The 16,456-nt window shown below is 46.2% G+C and carries 14 protein-coding genes; 7 read left to right on the top strand and 7 right to left on the bottom strand.

Going from position 1 to position 16,456, the window contains the following annotated elements:
• Positions 1–112 precede the first annotated feature (112 nt).
• Positions 113–628, top strand: coding sequence for a bifunctional 3-hydroxydecanoyl-ACP dehydratase/trans-2-decenoyl-ACP isomerase (fabA, locus tag JHD45_RS18815; protein WP_067020020.1), 516 nt, complete (start codon positions 113–115; stop codon positions 626–628).
• A gap of 26 nt (positions 629–654) precedes the next feature.
• Positions 655–1,869 (top strand): beta-ketoacyl-ACP synthase I, encoded by a 1,215-nt coding sequence (gene fabB / locus JHD45_RS18810; RefSeq protein WP_199478020.1) that lies wholly within the window; start codon positions 655–657, stop codon positions 1,867–1,869.
• A gap of 116 nt (positions 1,870–1,985) precedes the next feature.
• On the opposite strand, the gene JHD45_RS18805 is transcribed toward fabB, so the two are convergent.
• The 7 genes from JHD45_RS18805 to JHD45_RS18775 all read right to left on the bottom strand — a co-directional run bounded on the left by JHD45_RS18805 (position 1,986) and on the right by JHD45_RS18775 (position 11,425).
• Entirely contained in the window at positions 1,986–2,726 is a 741-nt protein-coding gene (locus JHD45_RS18805) for a lysophospholipid acyltransferase family protein (protein ID WP_199478019.1), read from the bottom strand.
• A gap of 18 nt (positions 2,727–2,744) precedes the next feature.
• The gene (locus tag JHD45_RS18800) at positions 2,745–3,854 is read right to left on the bottom strand and encodes a 1-acyl-sn-glycerol-3-phosphate acyltransferase (protein WP_199478018.1); all 1,110 of its coding nucleotides are present in this window, start codon (positions 3,852–3,854) and stop codon (positions 2,745–2,747) included.
• A gap of 239 nt (positions 3,855–4,093) precedes the next feature.
• Positions 4,094–7,015, bottom strand: coding sequence for an insulinase family protein (locus tag JHD45_RS18795; protein ID WP_199478017.1), 2,922 nt, complete (start codon positions 7,013–7,015; stop codon positions 4,094–4,096).
• Positions 7,016–7,188: 173 nt separating this feature from the next.
• Positions 7,189–7,770: a DNA endonuclease SmrA gene (gene smrA, locus JHD45_RS18790; protein ID WP_199478016.1), complete on the bottom strand. Its 582-nt coding sequence runs from the start codon at positions 7,768–7,770 to the stop codon at positions 7,189–7,191.
• A gap of 360 nt (positions 7,771–8,130) precedes the next feature.
• Entirely contained in the window at positions 8,131–8,982 is an 852-nt protein-coding gene (locus JHD45_RS18785; RefSeq protein WP_199478015.1) for an ABC transporter substrate-binding protein, read from the bottom strand.
• 27 nt (positions 8,983–9,009) lie between these two features.
• Positions 9,010–9,879 carry a phytanoyl-CoA dioxygenase family protein gene (locus JHD45_RS18780; RefSeq protein WP_233407936.1) on the bottom strand — a complete coding sequence of 290 codons (870 nt, stop codon included), beginning with the start codon at positions 9,877–9,879 and terminating at the stop codon, positions 9,010–9,012.
• A gap of 25 nt (positions 9,880–9,904) precedes the next feature.
• Positions 9,905–11,425 (bottom strand): amino acid ABC transporter permease/ATP-binding protein, encoded by a 1,521-nt coding sequence (locus tag JHD45_RS18775; protein WP_199478013.1) that lies wholly within the window; start codon positions 11,423–11,425, stop codon positions 9,905–9,907.
• Between the two features lie 396 nt (positions 11,426–11,821).
• Between JHD45_RS18775 and JHD45_RS18770 the strand changes: the two genes are divergently transcribed.
• The 5 genes from JHD45_RS18770 (at position 11,822) to argE (ending at position 16,444) form a co-directional block, all read left to right on the top strand.
• Positions 11,822–12,736 (top strand): LysR family transcriptional regulator, encoded by a 915-nt coding sequence (locus JHD45_RS18770; RefSeq protein WP_199478012.1) that lies wholly within the window; start codon positions 11,822–11,824, stop codon positions 12,734–12,736.
• Between the two features lie 170 nt (positions 12,737–12,906).
• The gene (locus JHD45_RS18765; RefSeq protein ID WP_199478011.1) at positions 12,907–14,166 is read left to right on the top strand and encodes a flavin-containing monooxygenase; all 1,260 of its coding nucleotides are present in this window, start codon (positions 12,907–12,909) and stop codon (positions 14,164–14,166) included.
• 11 nt (positions 14,167–14,177) lie between these two features.
• On the top strand, positions 14,178–14,594 hold the full coding sequence (locus tag JHD45_RS18760; RefSeq protein ID WP_067342213.1) for a RidA family protein: 417 nt from the start codon (positions 14,178–14,180) through the stop codon (positions 14,592–14,594).
• Positions 14,595–14,607: 13 nt separating this feature from the next.
• Entirely contained in the window at positions 14,608–15,282 is a 675-nt protein-coding gene (locus tag JHD45_RS18755; RefSeq protein WP_199478010.1) for a DUF1028 domain-containing protein, read from the top strand.
• Entirely contained in the window at positions 15,275–16,444 is a 1,170-nt protein-coding gene (gene argE / locus JHD45_RS18750) for an acetylornithine deacetylase (RefSeq protein ID WP_199478009.1), read from the top strand. The genes JHD45_RS18755 and argE overlap by 8 nt, the downstream gene beginning before the upstream one ends.
• The last annotated feature ends 12 nt before the right edge of the window (positions 16,445–16,456 follow it).

Genomic DNA, 16,456 nt, shown 5'->3' with positions numbered 1-16,456 from the left:
TTCATATTAAGCGCTCAAACCGATATAATCCGCTAGATTTTATACTGCTAACAGGACCACATAACTCAGCATAACCCATCGCGTTATTCGCTGTAGGTGGAATAGGACTATAATGACTAGAGCTTCCTCGTTTGAAAAAGACGAACTATTGCAATGTGGCTACGGCGAAATGTTTGGTGAAGGTAATGCCCAACTACCCGTAGGCAACATGTTGATGATGGATCGCATCACACGTATCTCAGCCGAAGGCGGAGAACACGGCAAAGGTGAAATCATTGCCGAGTTGGATATTCATCCCGACCTTTGGTTTTTCCAATGCCACTTTCCTGGCGACCCAGTCATGCCGGGCTGTTTAGGCCTAGATGCAATGTGGCAAATTGTTGGCTTCTTCCTTGGCTGGAAAGGCAACAAGGGCCGTGGGCGCGCATTGGGCTGTGGTGAAGTTAAGTTCACAGGACAAATTCTCCCAACAGCGAAAAAAGTCACTTTCAATATCCAATTGAAACGTGTGATCGAACGTAAATTGGTGATGGGTATTGCTGACGGAAGCGTATCCGTTGATGGACGAGAAATTTACGTTGCAAAAGATTTGCGCGTTGGTTTGTTCACAACCACTGATAACTTTTAAAGATTAAGGGTAAAGAGGCACATTATATGCGTCGTGTAGTAGTAACAGGTCTTGGCATTGTCAGTTGTCTTGGCAATGACAAAGAGAGCGTTTTAAACTCCTTGCGCGAGGGCCGTTCTGGTATTCGTTTCGCTGAAGATTACAAAGAACATGGCTTTCGCAGCCATGTTTGCGGTCGTATCGATTTAGATAGCGATAGTATTGATCGTAAAGCGCGTCGCTTCATGGGCGATGCCGCAACTTATGCTTATGTTTCTATGCAGCAAGCGATTGCGGACTCAGGCTTAAGCGAAGAACAAGTGTCTAATGTCCGCACAGGCTTAATTGCAGGGTCTGGTGGTGCATCGGCACAAAACCTAGTGGAATCGGCAGACACCCTACGAGAAAAAGGCGTAAAACGCGTGGGCCCCTACCGTGTTACGCAAACCATGGGAAGTACGGTATCAGCATGTTTGGCGACTCCTTTTAAAATCAAAGGCGTAAACTACTCCATCACCTCCGCTTGTTCGACCAGTGCTCACTGTATTGGTAATGCCATGGAACTTATCCAGCTAGGCAAACAGGATGTAGTGTTTGCAGGCGGTGGCGAAGAAGAGAGCTGGGAGCAAACCTGTATGTTTGATGCCATGGGTGCCTTATCGTCTAAGTACAATGACACTCCTGAAATTGCGTCTCGCGCCTATGACTCAAACCGTGATGGCTTTGTTATCGCGGGGGGTGGCGGTATTCTCGTTCTTGAAGAGCTAGAGCACGCAAAAGCACGTGGCGCAAAAATTTATGCTGAGGTCGTTGGCTACGGTGCCACATCGGACGGTTACGACATGGTCGCTCCGTCTGGCGAAGGTGCCGTTCGCTGTATGCAAATGGCCATGAGCACCATTGATGGCAAAATTGATTACATCAATACTCATGGTACCAGCACACCAGCGGGTGACATGAAAGAGCTACAAGCAGTGAATGAAACCTTTGGTGAAAATATCCCTGCGGTCAGCTCAACCAAGTCCTTATCTGGTCATTCCCTCGGTGCGGCGGGTGTTCATGAGGCCATCTATTGTTTATTGATGATGGAAAACAAATTCATTGCGGCCTCCGCCAACATTGACGAACTTGACCCAGCAGCAGGCCACATCCCTGTCGTGACCACACGTCAAGACAATGTGGATTTGAACCTGATTATGTCTAACAGCTTTGGCTTTGGTGGCACAAACGCCAGCTTGGTATTCAAGAAATATCAGTCATAGCGGACGAACGCTAAGCTCATACACAAAAGCCGCAGTCTTCCTTCTTATTAAGAAGTAAGACTGCGGCTTTTTTAATGACCAAAGTGATAACAAAAGAAGAATGACGATGGGACTGTCTATGCCCCTTTTGGCAATTTCGCCATCTCGGCACGCATCCAAGCGGTCATCTCATCGTGTAATTGCCCCGTTTTCTTACCTTCCGACTCGATCACAGGCCCAATCACCAAGCGAATCGCCCCAGGTTTTTTCAAAAAACTCTTACTTGGCCAAGCGTATCCTGCATTATGCACTACGGGTAAAATCGGCACATTCGCAGAGGTTGCCAGCATAGCAGCCCCTTTATTGAATTCTTTAACTTCCGTTGGCTTAGTTCGAGTTCCCTCAGGAAAAATCAACACTGATCGGCCATCTTCCAACCGCTCTTTGCCCTGACTCATAATTTGTTTCAACGCATTAGTACGTTTAGATCGATCAATGGCAATTGGCTGTACCATACGCAGCCCCCAACCAAAAAAAGGCATAGATAACAGCTCTTTCTTCAGGACAGTAGACACAGGAGCCATCAAAACCTGTAAAACATATGTCTCCCATTCACTTTGATGATTCGCCACCAATACAACTGGGCGATTTTTGTTGATGTGTTCTCGTCCTATGATTTCAATCTTTACCCCACATAGAACCCGAAAAACAAACAGCAAGCCTTTATTATGCAAATTCAACACTGGTTGACGCACATCCTTAGGCAAGATGATGGTAGCGAATGGTGCCATCAACCCAAATAGTATGGTTGATAACGCGTAATAAACAAAAAACACGGTGGAACCAACCCAGGATCTTAACAACGTCCCGATATTCATTAGTCATTACCTTACTGATTATACATTTACATATTTTTGCTTTTGTTTTAGCGGGTTAGCATACATAGCCAACACCGTCTCACGCAGCGCCTCTGGACAAGTTTGCATATACACTTCAAACGCACTGTCTGTCGCGGGCATTCCTTGCTGCATAGCAAACGCCGACTCATTACTTGGTTGAATTGCGTAATGAGAGAGTATCTGACGGTCGACCTCCTCAACAAAATCTTCAGGCGTCTCAATGCCTTCTGTGGTAATCACATCACCAAAGGTGACAACCACTTTACCTTTCTGCCCCACAATGCCATTTTTGATGCTATCAATGTCTTCAAATTCTGCTTTTTCATAATTACCTGTGGTCGATTTTTGATGCAACTCTCGCGCCTTATCAAACGCACAAGGGTCGTATTCGTAGGAAATTGAGACAGGCACCACATTAAGATTGGCCATGGCTTCAGGAAAAGCCACTTTGTCTTTCTTCTGACTCATGTAAAACATTTTAATGATCGCGGGATCCGTTTGGTCCAAGCCATCTTTCGCTCGACCTTCTTTCTGGGCAATCCAAATATTACAGTGCTCTTTGGTTATTGAATGAGTGATATAGGAAGATAGCTGCCCAAAAGCCGCCATCATTTCACGAATTCCATTGGCAGAGCGCTTCACAATAAAGCTTTTATTCAGACGCATTAAATCAGAAACAAAAGGACGACGTAATAAATTATCCCCAATGGCTATCCGGACAGTATCCAGACCTGCCATGTATAAACCGTAATTCACGAACGCTGGGTCCATCGCAATGTCTCGATGATTCGACAAAAATAAATACCCCACATCCTTTTGAAGCTTATCAATGCCTCGGTACTCAACATCAGTGGTCGTATTTTTGATCATACGTTCCATGTAATTCGCTACACCCATCTGAAAATCACGAACATTACGAATGCCTGAAAACTGCCGCTTAAGAGCCATTTTCACCAACAGCGATAACGGCCCTCTAAGGAATGTCGGCCAACCTGGAAAACGAAAGCCTATAATGGTATTAATAAAATCCGGTGTTTCTAACAAGTTTTGCAACACCCCGGCGACTTCATCGTCGTTGTAAGGGCGTATATCATGAAACTGATCCATTTAATTTTCCGCTAATAAAAACGATAACGTTTTTGTTGTTTAAATATTTATTCGAAGCCAATAGCCAAAATGGCAGCAAACTAGACCCAAAAGCCGATTTTATAGACAATCTTTGCGTATTTTGAGTCTTTTTGCGAGCCAACGGCATTTAACTTTTTATTTCGAACCTAGCCCAAAGACTAGGTCCGTTATCATTGTCCTAGCAATGTTGTGATAATTGGTAATACGATCATCGCCTTCTATAAGGTCTGAATAGCAAACCCAAGTTTTTCAAGCTCTGCACGTCGCGTGTTAGAGGTGACAACGGCAACGCTTTCATTGTCTTTGGTCAAATACGCTTTCGTCACCGCTTTTAACTGGTCAATGGTCACCGCTAAAATACTGGCACGAAAAGCTTCTCGATACTCAAGAGACCGCCCATGCAACTTAACATAAAAGTCATTTTGTGCTTCTCCTGCGGGGGAGCTTGGCTTATCCATGGATCCGATCACGCCCAAAATGGCTTCTTCAAGGGCCGCCTCTGAATGCTCTTCATTCAGCATCCATTCAATAGAAGCATCAAAATCCGCTAACGTTTCGGTCAAACGTGGATCACGGTAAGAATAAAAACGGAATGCTCCGCTACTACCATCAAAGCTTGCACCACCACCGTAAGCGCCACCCTGTTCTCGGATAGCCCGGTGTAAGAAGCCGTTACGCAAAAAGCCACCTAAGACATTAAGCGCCGCCACATCAGGATGGTCCCCCGATACCGTACGGTATGATTTACTACAGAAGCTTACTTGCGTGGCTGTTAGCCATGCTGTTTTCACACGAGTATCCACTGGCGCTAAAGCAAACGCTGTCTGATGATCTCCTTGTGGCAAGTCAGCAAACACCGTCTTCGCATCGTCTAACACACTTGCTTCGTGCTGTGGCTCTGCCACCAACAATAGCTGTTTTTTCGCAGTAAGCAATTTACCATGTAAACGTTTGAACACAGTCATTACGTTTTCAACAGCGGCGTTATCGGCTTTCATTGCCTCATCCAAGGCAATCGCAGAACGAATGCCTGACATACCACCCCATTGCTCTTGTCTTGCTGCCAACCCTGACACGCCTGCCGAGGCGGCTGTCATGGCTAGAGAGTGCCCTTGGCCCGTAATAGACTGTTCTCGACGAGCTCGACGCTGTGCCACCAACTCCTTCACCCGAGTAACCTCATCAAAGCGCACATTCATCATGGTGTCTTTTAATAATTCACTCATGGCTTTGACATTTGGCACCAATGCTTTGCTGGACAAAATGAAATAGCCATTAATATTTTGTCGATCTTCTATGGTCGCACGGATCGAATTTGATGCCCCCAGTCCACCACATACCTGGGACTGACGCTCTTGGACGGCAAGATAATCTTGATCGCCGATACCTAGCTCCGTCAATACTGATGAGAATAGCGGCAAATGCTCCGTCTCTTCTTCGTCGAGCTCGGGTAAATCAATTACCAACTGCTGATAAACCAAACCATTGGTTCCCTGAGGATAAAAAGTAATGGGCAAATCACCTGAGACTTCCTCGCTGTCATACACTGGCAAGCTGGCCGGTACATCTTCTAGCCCTACTTTTGGCAAGATGCTCATATCGTCCACCTGTGCCTGACGGGCTTTGAGCGCCTCACTACGGGCGACAATGTCCGCTTTCTGTTCATCGCTTAACGCCGCTTTAATTTTACTCAAACGGTCTTTTTCCGCCTGATTTCGACGTGTTTCCAATGCATCATCAGGACTTAACGTGAGCGTGACTCGGTGGGCGTTAGACAATAATAAAGTCTGGATCAAGTTTGGAATGTATTGCGGGTCGCGCACTTTTTCTCGCATGGCCTCGATCACCGGATCAAGATCCAATTGCGCGATCACATCCCCAGAATGCACGGCTGTCGACAAGCCAGCTAGAATCAACTGCAAGCCATATGGGTAGCTGCCTCCGCCGATTTCACGCTGACTCAACTCCAGTTGGTGTAACATGGCATCGACCGTTTCTTGCGGCACACCTTTTTGAGCAATCTCCTCCAATGTAGACAAAATCAACGTTTCCACTTTGGCCGTATTTTCGCGCTTCACGCCTTCTAAACCGCACATGAAACTCATTTCTTTATTGCTGTCTTCTAAACCACAAAAAGGCGACGGCGCGCGACCAAGGTCACTGTTCTCTAACACACGACGCAAGGGCGACGCACTGTTGTCTAACAACACATTGGACAATAACTGTGCTTCAAATTGTTGCGTCAGATCGATGCTTTCACCCAGCAACCATCCTACAACAACGTGACTACCATCTTCTTTCACTTCGTCTGCCGCGTAGCCCTCTTCTACTCGAATAGGAGAGAAATAGCGCTTCGCATTCGGCACACTCACTTGCGTATCCAAACGCTCAAAACGGCTTAAGACCTTCTCCTCAAATTCCGCTTGTAGCGTTTCTGCTGGAATATCACCAAAGGTCATAAATACCGCATTGGATGGGTGATAATGGGTCCGGTAAAACGCCAACAAATCTTGGTAAGACAAATCAGGAATATCACTCGGCTCACCACCAGAGTTGAAATGATAGGTATTATTGGGGAACAGATATTTGGTCAGTGTTTGCCACAGCACAGAGGTGGTAGAACTCATCGCGCCTTTCATTTCATTAAACACAACCCCTTTAAAGGTCAACTCTGACTCAGGATTAGTTGGCTCCGCGAATTCTAAACGATGACCTTCTTGGGAGAAGTCCAATTCATCTAAACGTGAGAAAAAGACTGCATCCAGATAAACCCCTAACAGGTTATGAAAGTCCTTTTTATTTTTACTGGCAAAAGGATACGCAGTCCAGTCAGATGAGGTAAACGCATTCATGAAGGTATTCAACGAGCGACGAATCATCATAAAAAATGGATCACGTACAGGAAAACGCTCAGAGCCACACAACACGGTATGCTCTAAAATATGCGCCACACCGCAAGAATCTGTTGGTACGGTTTTTAATCCAACCAAAAAGACGTTTTCATCATTGTCCGATGCGATATGAAAATGTTTAGCGCCGGTTACGGTATGTTCGAACTCTTGAACGGTCACGTTCAAGGCCTCGATAAACTCACTGCGCAAATAGGTAAACGCAGGATGGTGCGCGGTACGATTTGTCATTCTCTACCTCGATTGAATTAGAATACGATGACTTATAATGTTTGGGGCTGCCTGACAAGACTCAAGGCAGCAAAATGCTGAAATTATAGCAAAGATGTCAGTTTTACTGCACGAACTTCACACAAAGCTTTTCTATTTACTGACGCTAACGCCCCATGATGTGGGTGATCAGTTTAGCGTTTTTGGTGTTTTTCCCAGTTTTCTAGACGGGCTTTCTCGCTCTTTTTAAACAGAACATACACAGCGCCGAGGCCACCATGATGACGTTGCGCGCTATGAAAGGCCATCACCATGTCTAAATCCCTCAACCATTTGTTAATATAGCTCTTAATCGTCGCTTGGTTATCAGGATCTGGGGTACGGTCTCCCTTACCGTGAACAATTACCGCCACACGAATGTCGTTACGCAAACAATCTTCCGCAAACTGATAGACCAGTTCTCGTGCTTGAGCCACCGTACGACGATGCAAGTCTAACCGCGATTCGATAGCGTATTTGCCTTGTCTTAAGCGCTTAAAGACACCATCTTGAACCCCAGGGCGTTTATACTCCAGCATGTCATTAGGCGACACCTTCTGCACATAGTCGTGGGACAAATGGTTACTATCCGCTTCTTGGGCTATGACCGCTGCCCGTTTTCTAGCCTGAAAATCGACAGCTGGGCCTTTTTTGCCTAAATACACCTCGCCCTTCTCCAGCGGCTTAATTCCCGCTACTTCTTGAGCAAACAAAGATGGATCATCTTCGTCTTTCACTGTCTTATCCTCTTCTTACCACTTGCTTGTAGCATAGCTTAATTCTCATAGGGGCGACTAAGCACCCTTCAGTTGTAACAAAGGCCCCGATTAGGAGCCTTTGTTACGATAACACTCAAAAAATTGCTTATTTTGGTGCCTGTCCATAGAGAAGATGCCTAAAAACATCTTATAAACCTATTAAATAAAGGTAGGAGTTTACGGAAATGTGGATAGTTCTACAACGTGATCGATCGCTTTATCTATGATAAACGGAGGAAGGACCCGCTCAATGATGAGCACTAAGCGGATAAAGACGAGACAAATCCATCAATGATGTCGTCAATATAAGAGGGAATCATGCCCTCTTATATTGTGGCGCTAAGGCTGTTTCGGCATTAACTGAGCAATATCTTCTGCAGTCGGCGCTTGGAAGTGGTACTTCTTCAGCAAAGCAGCGTACTCAGGTGTTTTACTGAACGCCTTTAAGCCTTTGATTAAGGCTTGACGAACCTCCTCGTTGCCTTTTTTCACCCCCCAGCCATTTAACACTGGGTAGATCAGAGTATCGGAAGAAATCACCACTCGATTACCCGTTTTTTCTACTACGCCTCGCGCAACAGCGGCATCGGTAATTTGTGCCTCAACGGCATGAGATAACATAGCTTGGGTTGCCTGAGGGTCCGTTGGGTATTCACTGATTGAAATGGGTTTCAAACCCTTTGCTTCACAATAGTCTTTTGACAGTTTTTTAAGCGGCTTTAGCCACGCAGTCCCCGCCATGGAGCCAACTTTATGCCCACAAAAATCTTCAGGAACTTTAGGTTGATAGGCCGCTCCTTTAATAGACAAGATAGCATCCCCACTTTTTAGGTAGGGAATCATATCAATGACTTTCAAGCGATCGGCTGTGATGTACATTGAAGAGTTGATAATGTCAAAACGGCCACCACGTAACCCCGGGATCAAGTTCGCCCAACGAGTATCCACATCGACGACCTGACGACCAATCACTTTGCCAAGGCCGGCTAGAAACTCAATATCAAATCCCTTTGGGGTGTTATCTTTCATGTATTCATAGGGATAGAAAGTCATATCCGACCCCGCAATTAACTTTCCAGGCTCTTTGAAATCAGCCAATGCATTGCAGGAAGCAAAAGAGATGCTCGCTCCCACGACACCAGTTACGACAGAACGAATAGTCGAGCGTTTAACACAGGTATATAACGTCATAAGAAATCCTCTCGTTAGTTTAATGGATCAAGCGCCGATAAGGTCTTTTCCTGCTTGTTGGACAAAGAAGGAGGCACCTTTGGGTTTTTGTGGCAATTTCAATTGGTTCGCGGTACTGCGAATTTCACCGCTATCGGTCCCCCAAACAAGCGTTCCGGTATGAATGCTTGGCAAAGGATTGTCACCATAAGGCAAGGCATCTTCTGCGGCATAAACACTGATGAATAAAGTTCGAGGAAATTCCGTTTCATTGGGACTAGAGGCATGCAACAAGCGCGTGTGCATAAAGCACACTGAGCCGGCTTTGCCGTAGCAGGCGACGGGGACCTGGCAATGTTCTTGCTCCACTTGAGCACTCACTGAACCCATAAAACGCTCACCATCCCAATGTGAGAAAAGTGGTCCCTTATGGCTTCTTGGAATAACTTGTAATGGCCCATTTTCAGGGGTGACATCACTTATCATTAAGAGACTGGTTACCAAGTCATCATTACTGTGTGGCGTAAAGAGAAAATCTTGGTGCCATTTCACCTGAGTTGCCGTGTGCGGCAACTTAGAATTGATTTTACTATGATGCAAACGGGCGCCACGGTGGCCGACTAATTGCCCCGCAATGTGTGCCACTTTAGACGCCAACGCTGTGTGCTTGAATGCTGCTGAAATTTCAGTTGGCGATGCAACGCGACGCAATGAGGGATGATCTGAGCGGTGGTCGCTTTCGATATCAAACCGCGCACGCCCGTCTAAGGTTTCTCCCCAAGGCTCTGCATAGTGTCGACTGTCTTCAACCCATGCATCAAAGTCTGCTTGAAGGGCAGCCACTTCCGATTCAGACAATACGTTATCCACTACAAGAAAACCTTGTTCGTGGTACAGATCTATTTGCCATTGTTCCATCACGAGCAACTCCATCAGTATGCAATCAAGCCAAAGAGACATCTTTCAGAAAGGCCTCTACCCGAGGATTTCTCCCTTCCCTCAAGACCTGCGGCGCGTCATCACACACCACTCGCCCTTGCTCCATAAAGACAATTCGATCGGAAACCTTGAAGGCAAAGTTCATTTCGTGGGTAACAATCACCATCGTGATGCCTTCGCGGGCCAAGTCTTCGATGACTTGCAGCACTTCGTTGACTTTTTCGGGGTCCAAAGCGGAAGTGGGTTCATCAAATAACATGATTTGCGGCCGCATCATTAGAGCTCGCGCGATGGCGACACGCTGCTGTTGACCGCCGGATAATTGGTGCGGATATTTCCAAGCGTGCTCCAGCATGCCTACCTTATCGAGCAGTTGATACGCCTGAAGTTCCAGATCAGTACGGCTCCCCATTTTGTGATAGCGCGGCGCAAGTAATAGGTTGTCGATAACTTTTAAATGCGGAAACAAGTTAAAGCTTTGAAACACCATTCCTATCTTGGTTCTGTGCTCTGAATGCTCAATAAACCGCGATTTATCCGCGCCATGACGCAATAGCTTCAAGAATGGACTGCCATTAATATCAATTTCCCCATTGTCCAACTGCTCAAGCCCATTCAATAAGCGGATCAAAGTGGTCTTACCAGAGCCAGAAGGACCAATAATAGAGACGACCTCCCCACTATTCACGCTCATGTTGACTGAGCCCAACACTTCTATATCGTTATAACTTTTGTGCAGTCTTGACGCTTTCAGAGCGGGTCCATCAAACTCCGCCTGTGGCACCACTGGATGGGCAGGGGCACGACGAACACTTTCCATGAGTTCAACCGATGGCTGACGAGCACTTTTTCCCCTTGTCACATCTAAGTAGTTTTCGAGTTGTTTTAATAAGAAATCAAACACTGTCACAATCATGACGTAATAAGCCGCTACCGCCGCCATGGTTTCCAATACCAAAAAATTCTGGGTATAGAGACGTTGGCCTACCATTAAAATTTCGGTTAAGGAAATCACTGAGACCAGAGACGTCAACTTCACAATCGAAATGTATTCGTTTGTTAAAGCGGGTAAGGCAACTCTGATAGCTTGCGGAATCACCACCAGCCATTGAATCCCGACAAAGCGAATGCCCAACGCTCTGGCCGCTTCCCCCTGCCCTTTCGGAATAGAGAGCAAGCCACCACGATGAATTTCAGCAATATAGGCACTTTCACACAGCACCATGGCAATCAATCCCGCCCAAAAAGGACTCGCCAGAACCGTGCTGCTAGCGGGAAAAATCTGCGGCATGTTGTAAACAAAAATGAGCAACACAAGGAGCGGTAAACTGCGAAAAAACCATATATAAATTTTCGCTGGAACATTTAAAAGTACAAAACGAGACTGTTTTCCAAGTGCTAAAACAAAGCCGAATACAATACTTAATAGCCAGCTGGCCAAGCTGAGTTTTATCACCGTCAAGCTTGCCCACCAAAAATCCGCTAAGCGAAATAAGCTGAAAAAGTAATTCCAATCAAACGTCATAGAATGGCGACCTGTCTTCATAAGTGAATAAGAGCGAACTCTCAAAATGTGTGTCATCACTATGTAGGGAGATCTAGACGCCTAGCAATTATTATTTTTTTCTCTTCTAGTTTTAAAAAAACTATCTAAGCCACTCGCCTCATAATAAAGCACCCTTTCATCTACTAACTTAAATAAATACAAGTACTTTTATTTATCGCACCAAACAAAAACAAAAAATCACACCAAAATGGTGCATAAATTTAATTTATCTACGTTACTTTTTTAATGACTTTCTCAAGAGGGCCTTCTATCTGTTGGAAAATAGAAAGGTAACAAGCGGATGGCATACCGCTTGCAATATAAAGACTATAAACTAATCAAAACAAACAATAATTTCTCTATAGGTACTTTCCCATGCGGTATTTCACCTTAAAGCAGCTTTACTATTTTGCAACGGTTGTCGAAACCGAAAGCATTGCAGAAGCGTCTCGTAAATTGCACATCGCCCAACCCTCTATTTCAATTGCCATCAAAAACCTTGAGGACTCCTTCGGGCAGCAGCTTTTGATCAGACATCACGCACAAGGGGTTTCGCTAACGCCCAGCGGTCGACGATTTTATGATAAGGCGCGAGAACTACTCAGACTCTCCCATGAGTTTGAGCAAAATACACTGGCGGCAAGCGACATCGCCAGCGGCAAAATCTCCATTGGGAGTTTTGAATCGGTTGCGCCTCTTTACATTCCAAAGTTGATCGCAGGCTTTAAACAGCAATACCCAGATATAGAAATTCAACTGCACGATGGTGAACAGCATGAAATCATGGTGGGATTACATCGGGGTCAATTCGATCTTGCTTTTTTATATGACCTGCAACTGGATAATTCGATTCGCAAAGAAACCTTAAATGCGCCACATAGGCCTTATGCACTTCTGCCTGCCAAGCATCCACTGGCACAAAAACGCTCGGTGACACTGGCTGAACTAAGTCGCGAACCGATGGTCATATTGGATGTCATCCCCAGCCGAAATTATTTTTTAAGCTTGTTTACCGAGAAAGGTCTGCATCCAGAGATTGCATACGCTTCCCCCTCTATAGAAATGGTCCGCTGCATGGTGGGCCAGGGACAAGGATTTTCTGTGCTGGTTACCAAGCCCTGCACCAATATTACCTACGACGGTCAAGAACTGGCGTATCTTGATATTGAAGATGAAATGGAAAGCTCAACCTTAATCATGGCGTATTTGAAAACCAATGAACCGACGCATCCTGCGCGCTTATTTATGGATTATTGCCGCAGTGTCGATCTTGATAATAAAGAAGAGTAAATAGAACAAACTTAAACATAATTCGATGAACAAATTAAAAACATTTTATGCCATCGATATTTTTTCTATTTAGATCGTATATTTATAATATTTTACTGTCTTTATTCACTGCCATAAGCTGAGTTCATCCCTTTTGGGCAATTAACATCCGGCAATAAAGGCATTTACACATGACAGTGACTATTACAGACATCGACACACTGGTTGTCGGGGCAGGCCAAGCAGGTATTGCCATGAGCGAGCACTTAACTCGCCAAGAAGTACCGCATATCGTACTCGAGAAAAACCGTATTGCCGAAGCATGGCGAAGCCATCGATGGGACTCCCTCGTTGCAAATGGCCCCGCATGGCATGACCGCTTCCCTGGCATGACATTCCCAGGTGCTCACCCAGACAGCTTTGTCTCAAAAGACAAAGTCGCTGACTATTTCCAAGCCTATGCCCAGAAGTTTGATGCTCCTGTCAAAACGGGGGTTGAAGTCTTTAGTGCGGTCCGCGATGAAGGTAACGGCGGTTTCATCATCGAAACATCAGAAGGCTCCTTTAAAGCGCAACGTATTGTTAGCGCCACTGGACCGTTTCAAATTCCGATCATTCCATCCATTGCGCCGACCGACCCTGAGCTCTACCAGATTCATTCTGCAAAATATTATAACCCAGAGCAGTTACCTGAAGGCGCCGTATTGGTCGTGGGAGCAGGGTCTTCCGGCGTACAAATTGCCGACGAACTAAACCGTGCTGGCAAACAAGTCTTTCTTTCGGTAGGCCCTCATGATCGACCACCTCGTAGCTATCGAGGCCGTGACTTTGTTTGGTGGCTTGGCGTACTGGGGTTATGGGATGCGGCAGCCAATGAGCCAGGCAAAGAGCATGTCACCATTGCCGTAAGCGGTGCAGAAGGCGGCAAAACCATCGACTTTCGAGAGTTAGCATCACAGGGGCTGAACCTTGTTGGTCGCACCAGTGCATTTGAAAATGGCGACGTATACTTTGATGGTGATTTGGCAAAGAATATTCGTGCAGGTGATGATAACTACCTTTCTCTGCTAGACCGCGCGGATGAATACGTCGCTCGCCACGGTCTGGATTTACCTGAGGAACCAGACGCTCGGCACTTCCTAGCGGATCCTGAGTGCATGACCAACCCAACCACTAAGCTTAACCTGAAAACAGCGGGCATCAATACGATTATTTGGGCTACAGGTTTCGCCACGGATTACCGCTGGCTGAAGGTTAATGCCTTTGATGAGAACCATCAACCTAAGCACCATCGCGGTGTTTCCAGCGAAGCCGGTGTGTACTTTTTAGGCTTACCTTGGTTATCACGTCGTGGTTCTACCTTTATCTGGGGCGTTTGGCACGATGCAAAATACATCGCAGACCAAATCGTGATTCAACGCCAATACCAGTACTATCCAAATAACATTTAGAGGCCACCATCATGCCGACACACACACGAATTCGCATGTTTAACACCAAAGAAACCTATCCTAATCAATCACTTGATAATGATTTATGCCAAGCCGTTGTGGCGGGTAATACGGTCTATGTTCGCGGTCAGGTCGGTACCGATTTTGAAGGTAATCTCATTGGCCTAGGGGATCCGCAAGCACAAGCGGAACAAGCCATGAAAAACGTCAAGCAGCTGCTCGAAGAAGCGGGCAGTGATTTGTCCCACATAGTAAAAACCACCACCTACATTACCGACCCACGCTACCGCGAACCCGTTTATCGCGAAGTGGGCAAATGGCTAAAAGGCGTTTTTCCCATTTCAACAGGCTTGGTAGTGGCTGGCTTGGCGCAACCACAGTGGCTTATGGAAATCGATGTCATCGCCGTGATACCAGAGAAGAAGTAACTAAGGAGAGAATATGACTATATCTATTACCGCGTTCTGCCCAGAGAGCGGACAACTGGGTATTGCAATCAGTTCTTCCAGCATTGCAGTAGGAGCTCGTTGCCCTTGGCTGTTGTCTGGCGTGGGAGCGGTTTCCAGCCAAAACATCACATTGCCTGCACTAGGGCAAAAAATTCTAGCGCGCATGGAGACAGGGCTCACACCGGATCAAGCCTTAAAAGCATCACTATCAGACGATAAGTTCAGCGCTTATCGTCAAGTAGCCGTCATTGATACCCATGGACAAACAGCCTGTTTTAGCGGCACCGAAACCCTAGGCATCCATCATATGGTAAAAGGCCACCACTGCGTGGCGGCGGGTAATATGCTGTCTCAGTCAAACGTAATTGACGCCATGATACAGGCCTTTGAAGCCAGTTCAGGCGAATTAACAACCCGTTTGATTGACGCACTTACCGCTGGTATCAATCAAGGTGGCGAGGCTGGACCAGAACATTCTGCTGCCGTAAAAGTGGTGGATGACTATACATGGCCGATTGTTGATTTACGTGTCGATTGGGCCGACGAAGACCCTGTCGGGGAACTTAGCAAGCTATGGCAAGATTACGAACCACAAATGCAAGCCTATGTTACTCGAGCACTAGACCCTAGACAGGCGCCCAGTTACGGAGTACCGGGGGATGAGTAGTCCTGCCTCCCACTCTATTCGGGATATCCTGAGTCAATTACTCCGCTTTGATACCACCAGCCGAGAGTCGAATATCGAGCTCATTCAATTTATTCAACACTATCTTAACGCGTTGAATATTGACTCGACGCTGATTTTTAACACTGAGGGCACCAAAGCGAACCTTTACGCTCGCCTTGGTCCCCCTGGAAATGGCGGCGTTATGTTATCAGGTCATACGGATGTGGTGCCTGTTGATGGACAGAATTGGTCTGTTCCGCCTTTTCAACTCACCGAGCAGGACAATAAATACTTTGGCAGAGGCAGTGCTGATATGAAGGGCTTTATTGCCTGTGTGCTGCATGTCATCCCTTTATTCCAAGAAAGTCAACTCACCCTCCCCCTTCATCTGGCTTTTTCTTACGACGAAGAAGTCGGCTGCTTAGGGGTTCGCAGCCTTATTGAACACTTGCGAGCGTCTCCCGATAAACCCGCTATGTGTATTATTGGTGAACCCACGAACATGAAGCCCGTTTATGGCCATAAAGGGAAAATCGCTATGCGCTGTAAAGTACATGGCCATGCTTGCCATTCCGCTTATGCCCCTGCTGGCGTCAATGCCATTGAGTATGCGGCTAAGCTCATCAATAAAGTAACCGAACTTTCTACTCCGTTAAAAGAGGAACAAGATGAGCGCTTTGATCCACCTTATAGCACATTACAAACAGGACTAATTCAAGGGGGAGCCGCACTCAATATTGTGCCGGAGTTCTGCCAATTTGATGTCGAAATGCGTTATCTACCAGAAAGCAATGCCAAAGCTACTTTTGAGACACTACAGCACTACGCTTCCTCTTGCTTAGAGCCTGAGATGCAACGCATTCATGGGAAGTCCAAGATCCAGTTTGAAACGCTTGCGACATACCCTCCTTTACTGACAGACCCACAATCCGACTTTGCCCAATGGTTAGCAAAATGGAGTAACAGCGCTGAATTCGATACCGTCGCATTTGGTACAGAAGGCGGACTATTTGATGAAGCGGGTGTTGCCACCCTAGTGTGTGGCCCAGGCAGTATGGAGCAAGGCCACAAACCGGACGAGTTTGTTCAAATTGATCAATTAGAACAGTGTAAAAACATGCTCACCAATCTGTGTGAATGGATGAGTGACCAAACACTTTAAACAAAACATCAA

It is taken from the genome of Marinomonas spartinae, from assembly GCF_016461715.1.
Classification (GTDB): Bacteria; Pseudomonadota; Gammaproteobacteria; order Pseudomonadales; family Marinomonadaceae; genus Marinomonas; species Marinomonas spartinae_A.
The sequence above is the reverse complement of the archived record's forward strand: the minus strand, read 5'-3'. Positions and strand labels throughout refer to the sequence as shown.